Origin of the sequence: Leptolyngbya sp. FACHB-36 (genome assembly GCF_014695955.1) — a bacterium.
In the GTDB taxonomy this organism is placed as follows: domain Bacteria; phylum Cyanobacteriota; class Cyanobacteriia; order Leptolyngbyales; family Leptolyngbyaceae; genus FACHB-36.
Genome location: NZ_JACJPG010000484.1, coordinates 1 through 6,078, shown reverse-complemented (window position 1 = coordinate 6,078; position 6,078 = coordinate 1). Strand labels below are relative to the sequence as shown.

General features: G+C 52.0%; 7 protein-coding genes, 2 tRNA genes and 1 pseudogene. 6 read left to right on the top strand and 4 right to left on the bottom strand.

The window, feature by feature from the left end:
* The 3 genes and pseudogenes from H6F43_RS13835 to rpmA all read left to right on the top strand — a co-directional run.
* Positions 1 to 432, top strand: a pseudogene (locus H6F43_RS13835) (phosphoglucomutase/phosphomannomutase family protein); the annotation flags it as partial.
* A gap of 325 nt (positions 433 to 757) precedes the next feature.
* Positions 758 to 1,174: a 50S ribosomal protein L21 gene (rplU, locus tag H6F43_RS13830; protein ID WP_190343319.1), complete on the top strand. Its 417-nt coding sequence runs from the start codon at positions 758 to 760 to the stop codon at positions 1,172 to 1,174.
* A 97-nt stretch (positions 1,175 to 1,271) separates the two neighbouring features.
* Positions 1,272 to 1,535 (top strand): 50S ribosomal protein L27, encoded by a 264-nt coding sequence (rpmA, locus tag H6F43_RS13825; RefSeq protein ID WP_190343318.1) that lies wholly within the window; start codon positions 1,272 to 1,274, stop codon positions 1,533 to 1,535.
* Positions 1,536 to 1,582: 47 nt separating this feature from the next.
* On the opposite strand, the gene moaC is transcribed toward rpmA, so the two are convergent.
* Complete coding sequence (gene moaC / locus H6F43_RS13820; RefSeq protein ID WP_190343317.1) at positions 1,583 to 2,104, bottom strand: cyclic pyranopterin monophosphate synthase MoaC; 522 nt, start codon at positions 2,102 to 2,104, stop codon at positions 1,583 to 1,585.
* Between the two features lie 37 nt (positions 2,105 to 2,141).
* Here moaC and H6F43_RS13815 point away from each other — a divergent pair.
* Positions 2,142 to 2,215: transfer RNA gene (locus H6F43_RS13815), tRNA-Arg, on the top strand.
* Positions 2,216 to 2,339: 124 nt separating this feature from the next.
* Here H6F43_RS13815 and H6F43_RS13810 read toward each other — a convergent pair.
* Together H6F43_RS13810 and H6F43_RS13805 are read right to left on the bottom strand one after the other, a co-directional pair.
* Positions 2,340 to 2,421 (bottom strand) — tRNA-Leu (locus H6F43_RS13810).
* Between the two features lie 133 nt (positions 2,422 to 2,554).
* A complete protein-coding gene (locus H6F43_RS13805) occupies positions 2,555 to 2,893 on the bottom strand; it encodes a hypothetical protein (protein WP_190343316.1) in 339 nt (112 codons plus the stop codon).
* A 455-nt stretch (positions 2,894 to 3,348) separates the two neighbouring features.
* On the opposite strand from H6F43_RS13805, the gene H6F43_RS13800 reads away from it, so the two are divergent.
* Positions 3,349 to 3,735: an alr0857 family protein gene (locus H6F43_RS13800; protein WP_190343315.1), complete on the top strand. Its 387-nt coding sequence runs from the start codon at positions 3,349 to 3,351 to the stop codon at positions 3,733 to 3,735.
* Positions 3,736 to 4,338: 603 nt separating this feature from the next.
* On the opposite strand, the gene H6F43_RS13795 is transcribed toward H6F43_RS13800, so the two are convergent.
* Positions 4,339 to 4,992, bottom strand: a complete 654-nt coding sequence (locus H6F43_RS13795; protein WP_190343314.1) for a hypothetical protein — start codon at positions 4,990 to 4,992, stop codon at positions 4,339 to 4,341.
* Positions 4,993 to 5,284: 292 nt separating this feature from the next.
* Between H6F43_RS13795 and H6F43_RS13790 the strand changes: the two genes are divergently transcribed.
* Positions 5,285 to 6,078: tetratricopeptide repeat protein (locus H6F43_RS13790; RefSeq protein ID WP_190343313.1), on the top strand; the 794-nt coding region annotated here is incomplete at its 3' end.

The window sequence follows — 6,078 nt, the reverse complement described above, 5'->3', positions numbered from 1 at the left end:
GGCGGTGAAGAGTCTGGTGGCATTGGGTATGGACACCATATTCCAGAGCGCGATGCGTTGCTGTCGGCGCTGTACTTGCTAGAGGCGATCGTGCAGTCGGGCACGGATCTAAGCGATTTGTACCAGGGCTTGCAGCAGCAAACAGGCTGTGTGACAAACTACGATCGCATCGATTTGCCGCTTGCCAGTATGGAGGTGCGATCGCGGCTTCTAGCGCAACTGCAAACCCAACCGCTTACAGAAATTGCTGGACGTGCTGTGGTGGACTGCCTTAGCGGCGATGGCTACAAGTTCCGACTGGCAGATCAAAGCTGGTTGCTCATCCGCTTTAGCGGCACGGAGCCTGTCCTGCGGTTGTACTGCGAAGCTGCCACACTGGAGCAGGTTCACGAAACGCTGAACTGGGCAAAAGAGTGGGCGAGTCGGGCGTAGTTGCGGCGATCGGACTGCTAGTACCCACCCTCCAGCCAGAATGGAAAGTCGGGTGAATGAAATTTGCCGCGCCGAGAGATTCGTCGGTCTGGACTGGACACCCTCTCGCGCTTTTTTTCGTTCACCCAGTGAGATAGTTGACACTATTCCTTGAATCTAGGCATACTGGATAACTGGCTGTCTATTCCTGCTCGGACCAGGTGAGACGCGAAAAAGTTCTGAGTGACGGGATTTGAGTGCAGCCATTCTTGACAGCAACTCAAAACTCTTAATTCAACGTTCATCATTCCAGAACTACCTGTACGGCAACTCTGAAGGTACTCTCATGACTTCCTATGCAATTATTGAAACGGGTGGCACGCAACTACGAGTGGAGCCGGGACGGTTCTACGACGTCAATCGGGTTGCGGCTGACGAAGACGCAACGGTGACGCTCGACAAAGTGCTGTTCGTGCAAAACGATGGCACTGTGAGCGTTGGGCAACCGCTCGTAGATGGTGCAACGGTCGACGCAACGGTGCTGCGGCATCTGCGCGGTCGCAAAATTATTGTCTACAAAATGCGTCCCAAAAAGAAAACCCGCAAAAAGCAAGGACACCGCCAAGAACTGACGCGCTTGATGATCAACAGCATCAGCGTCGGGGGCGCGACGATCGGTGGGAAAGCCACAGCAAGCGCGGCACCTGCAACCACTGAAGCACCTGCAACCGCTGAAGTCGAGACCACCGACGCAGCAGAATAAACCAGTAGGGGAGGGACTGTAGGTCAACTTCCATCCTCCTTTACGCTCTAGATTTCAGTAGACTCAGTAATAGGAACACACAGAGGGCGAGGACACTATGGCTCACAAGAAAGGTACAGGCAGTACGCGCAACGGTCGCGACTCGAATGCTCAGCGCTTGGGCGTTAAGCGCTTTGGCGGCGAGACTGTTACGGCAGGCAACATTTTGATCCGTCAGCGCGGCACCAAGATCCACCCCGGTAACAATGTGGGTCGTGGCAGTGACGACACGCTGTTTGCTTTGATTAACGGCATTGTCACGTTTGAGCGCTACGGTAGGTCGCGCAAGAAGGTGAGCGTTTACCCCGTTGCGGCTGAATAGCGCTGCTACAAATCGCAATTTGAAGGGTGGGCACGTGCCCACCCTTTTTAGTGCTGCTCCTCAGAGCGGCTGTAGTCCCCTGACTTCCCGCCTGTCTTGCTGACTAGGTGAATATCTTCGATCTGCATCGACTTCTCCAGGGCCTTTGCCATGTCGTACAGCGTCAGGGCAGCCACTGAAACAGCCGTGAGCGCTTCCATCTCTACTCCAGTTTCTGCCTTGGTTCGCACCTCTGCTCGAATCTTGTAGCCTGGTAGCTCTGGGTCCGGCACTAGTTGCACCTCCACTTTCTGAAGCGGCAGGGGATGACACAGGGGAATGAGTTGTGCGGTTTGCTTTGCCGCCATGATGCCTGCCAAGCGCGCCGTTCCCAAAACATCGCCTTTGGGAGCGTTGCCCGACGCGATCGCTGCCAAGGTTTCTGGCAGCATGCGGACTCGTCCAGCGGCAACAGCCCGTCGAACAGTGGGTGCTTTGGTAGATACATCCACCATCTGTGCTTGCCCTTCAGAGTCGAGGTGCGTCAGCGGTGTCGGGAAAATTTGCGAATCAGCAGATGAATTGTGCACGATTGCTAAAGTGTGTGGTAGGATAGGATTCTTGTAAGGGCTTGTAGCTCAGTGGACTAGAGCACGTGGCTACGGACCACGGTGTCGGGGGTTCGAATCCCTCCTAGCCCGTCCTTATCATTATCATGCGGGGTGCACATGTGCACCCCTTTTTGTTTTGGCGCTAATGCTTTGGCGCTGAGTAGAAGCTTCCATGAAAAAGGGCACGGTATCCCCGTGCCCTAAACAGAAGCTATGCGGATGAAAGGACTTGAACCTTCACACCTTGCGGTACTAGAACCTAAATCTAGCGCGTCTGCCAATTCCGCCACATCCGCAATCGCGTAACCATAATAGCATCAGCCGCAGAAGAACGAGTGAAAACGGATGAATCTGGCAGAAACAGTATCTTGTTTACCCCGATCAACTCTGCTCAGCACGCGGTACTCTACTCGAATCGATGGTTCGACATTAGGGATTAACGAAACTGTTCGAGCTGAGTGGCACCATTTGTCCGCTAGTGGTGAGTCCAAGCAGCATTGGCTCCTGTGATCGAATTATTTTTCCCGTTAAGGCACAGCGCTCGTCGTGTTGAGCGGTGGCGGCGATCGTGGCGCGGATATCGGCTTGGGACAGCTGGGGACTAAACTCTCCCGACTTCTGCCGCACAAAATTCCAGAGCACGTCCCGAATCAGTGCTTGATAGCCTTGGTTTCCAGAGAGTTCCTTGAGTTTCTCTTTCAGCTCCCGCTCTAAACGAATGCTGGTCACTTCCATGTCGGTGGTTGAAGTGCGGGTTATTGTATGCATGCTACTTCTCCTTAAGTCATATATGGACAGGTTTGTAATACAAGTGTAGTATGTTAAATGGATTATTCAAACCATTTTTGCGGTCTTTTGCCATGAAAACGCCTTCAGTTCGGATCGCCTGACGATCGCGCCCTAACCGCTACAAGCTCCGTTCTAATCCGATTTCCGTCAAGTTCCTGCTTCTAGTCAGAAGTGGGAGACGTCTCATGGCGCTGTATAGGCGCTATATAGCGGTTGCTTGCTCCGTTCAGGTACACTCGACCCCTCCCCAAGCCTTCCCAAGACGGAGAAGACGCAAGATTTTCCTCTTTCTTTGCAGGGAGGGAACAGGAGGTTCTGTCGATGTACCTCACTGAATTGACCCCACAATGCGGTTGCAGGGGTTCGCGCCGTTTGTTAACCGTTTGCCAGTCTGCTTCCTCACGCTCTGGAGAGACGCACGGGACCTTAGAATCATGCTGAAATTTACCTATGCCGAAACAGGCATCCATCTTGAACGGCTAACCCAATCGCTCGAAGCCACGATCGTGCAGCGAGTGCTGTTAGCTGTACGGGCTGAGAAAACATTGCTGCTGCAATCAGGAACCGCCTCATTTTTGCTGCCTGATACGCTGCCTGAATTGAGCCGCCTGCTAGAAATTGCAATTCAGAGCGATGAGCAGATCTGCCTTTATCGCGGTGATGCGGACTTCGTAGAGATTTGCCTGCACGGAATTTGGCTAAGCTCCGACGTCAATTCTGACGAAGGGGTATTTCTCTCAGACCTAACTGAAGCGGCTGAATGTCTGATAGCCCATAGTTGGCAAGCCTTTGTCTCACAACAGTCTTCGCTAATCCGCTAGCGCTTCAACGGGCTACAAAAAATTCATCCGGTGAAAGATTAAAGCTTTAAAAACTAGGGGTATGAGTTAATACTCTGAACATTGGCTAAATTAGTTAGGTTGTAGTATAAGTGTAGTATAATGTAGCTACGATCGTTTAATTAATCCCTTGCTCTGTTTTCAAGGTACATCAAGGTAGCACTTGGTGGTTTTAGTGTGGCTATTCAAAAAATGTGAGTGCTTTAGTACCGAATGCTTCGCAATTGGCTAGTTGCACAAGCACGATCGTACAACCTGATTTCAACATCACTTTTAACGGAGAATCATCATGGTGCTGTATGTTCGTTCACTCAACCTGTCCAAATTCTCTCAGGATAATGAAGCATTTCGGCCAAGATTTTCTAGAAGCTCTGAAGGTACTCTAGATCAAAATCGCTCGCATTCGCTACGGTTTGACTCGCTACAAACTGCTCAGCGAGCCTCTGAAAGCCACCATCTGGAACGCCGGACATTTCTGTAACGCTGCGGTTTTCTGCTAGAAAAAAAGACTGTGCAGTAGCACTGCCATTGAACGAAAAAGCCCCCGATTTAAATCGGGGGCTTTTTATTTACTAATCCAGTTAATTAGCTTTCACGATAAACGGTTGTATCGCGCTGGACATTGCGGTAGCTGCGAGCACCCACTACAGCACCAATCAGCGAGGAAATCAATCCCAACAGCGAGCCAAACGCAAACGACCAGCCAACTTTAGCTGCATTGCCTGCGATGTCGCGAGTCTGTTGTGCAGTTACGTTGGGCGCTTGATTCGGAACATCAACGTTGCCAGACTGAATCTGCTGCTGTGCCTGACCTGCAATTTCACCTGCGTTGGACGCCAGAATACCAAATGCACCCGAAACACCATTTGCTAGTAGCCAAGCACTCAGAGCCAGTGTGGTCGCCCACAATACAGCACCGTTTAATAGTGCAGTGCTGCGATTCATTGGACCGCAGCAGCGAGCCATAATCCAGCTGCCTAAGAACAGCGAAATAAACAAGCTAATAATGGTCCAAATTCCTACAGCGTTAGCTGCATCGTCTGCGTTCGATCGCGGTGCACCCGATCCTGCGATCGACGTAAAACCAATCGCTGCTCCAATTCCACTTAGCACCAACTGCGTAGCAAGTGCTGTAAACAAACCTGCAATAATCGGACCCCAACGAACACGATCGTGGTAATCAACAGCGGGTTGAACGGTGGTAGTTTCCACCACGTTTGGTCGATTCGTATATGCCATAATCTGCCTCCCTCCGAAGCTTTATTTTCATTTAGTGGCTCCCGTTGAGCTTCAATTTACAGTGCAGTAACAAAACAATTTCTCTATCAGTAGTAGGAACTTATCCTGCCCCTGAAGAGAGAGTTGGATGAAACAAACGCGACAGGTTTGATTAAGTGGATCGCAATTAAACGCTGAATTACCTCCTGTAGCGTGATCCCCAACGCAGGTATTTAAACTGTTCCTCTTGACTCCTACACCATTCGACAGATTATTGTGGTTAAACCGAGTCAACCCTTCAGGATCTCTAACCGTGCGTAAACAAACTCCTGTTGTCATGAGTCTGCTGCTGCTGTTAGGACTCACAACTCCCCAGCTAACTTACGCCCAGCAGTCTAGCCAATCGCCTACTGATGATCAGGTGACAGAGCTACTGCGGGAAGGGCGCAGGCTTGTGGACCAACGAAATTTTCCAGCGGCGATCGAGATCTACCGTCGCGCTGCCGAATTAGATGGCAGCAATGCCCGCATCTTTTCAGGCATTGGCGTCTTGCACGCGAGTCAGGGCAACTACCGAGAAGCCGTAGACGCCTATCGACAAGCCACCAACCTTGACCCCAAGAACGCTGAATTTGAGTATGCCTTGGGCTACAGTCTGGCAAATCTGGGTGAAACCGATGCGGCGATCGCCGCGTACCGTCGCACCCTGCGAATCAATCCGCGTCACCTGAATGCACAACTGGCGATGGGAGTTTTGTTCGCCCGCGCGGGCAACTATGATGCTGCCCTCAGCACCTATCAGCAGGCGGCGCAACTCGCCCCCCGCGATGCTCGAACTCAGGAGCTAATCGGCACAACGCTGATTCAGCAGCAGCGACCCCAAGCCGCGATCGCGCCCTTGCAGCGTGCTGCCCGCCTCGCACCTAAGCGGGCAAGCGTGCACTTGTATCTCGGTGCCGCGTGGCTGGATCAGGGTGACTTGGCTAAGGGACGGGCGGCGTTGCAGCGTGCCACTCAGCTAGAACCGCGCAATGCCGAACTTCAGCTTCAGCTCGGTAAAATTTGGCAGACGAAGGGGCAGTTAACGAATGCGCTTCAGGCATACCA

Excerpts from the sequence above, each read along its gene's own strand:
- H6F43_RS13795 (WP_190343314.1), bottom strand. The coding sequence starts at position 4,992 with ATGGCATATACGAATCGACCAAACGTGGTGGAAACTACCACCGTTCAA.
- rplU (WP_190343319.1), top strand. The coding sequence starts at position 758 with ATGACTTCCTATGCAATTATTGAAACGGGTGGCACGCAACTACGAGTG.
- rpmA (WP_190343318.1), top strand. The coding sequence starts at position 1,272 with ATGGCTCACAAGAAAGGTACAGGCAGTACGCGCAACGGTCGCGACTCG.
- H6F43_RS13800 (WP_190343315.1), top strand. The coding sequence starts at position 3,349 with ATGCTGAAATTTACCTATGCCGAAACAGGCATCCATCTTGAACGGCTA.
- H6F43_RS13805 (WP_190343316.1), bottom strand. The coding sequence starts at position 2,893 with ATGCATACAATAACCCGCACTTCAACCACCGACATGGAAGTGACCAGC.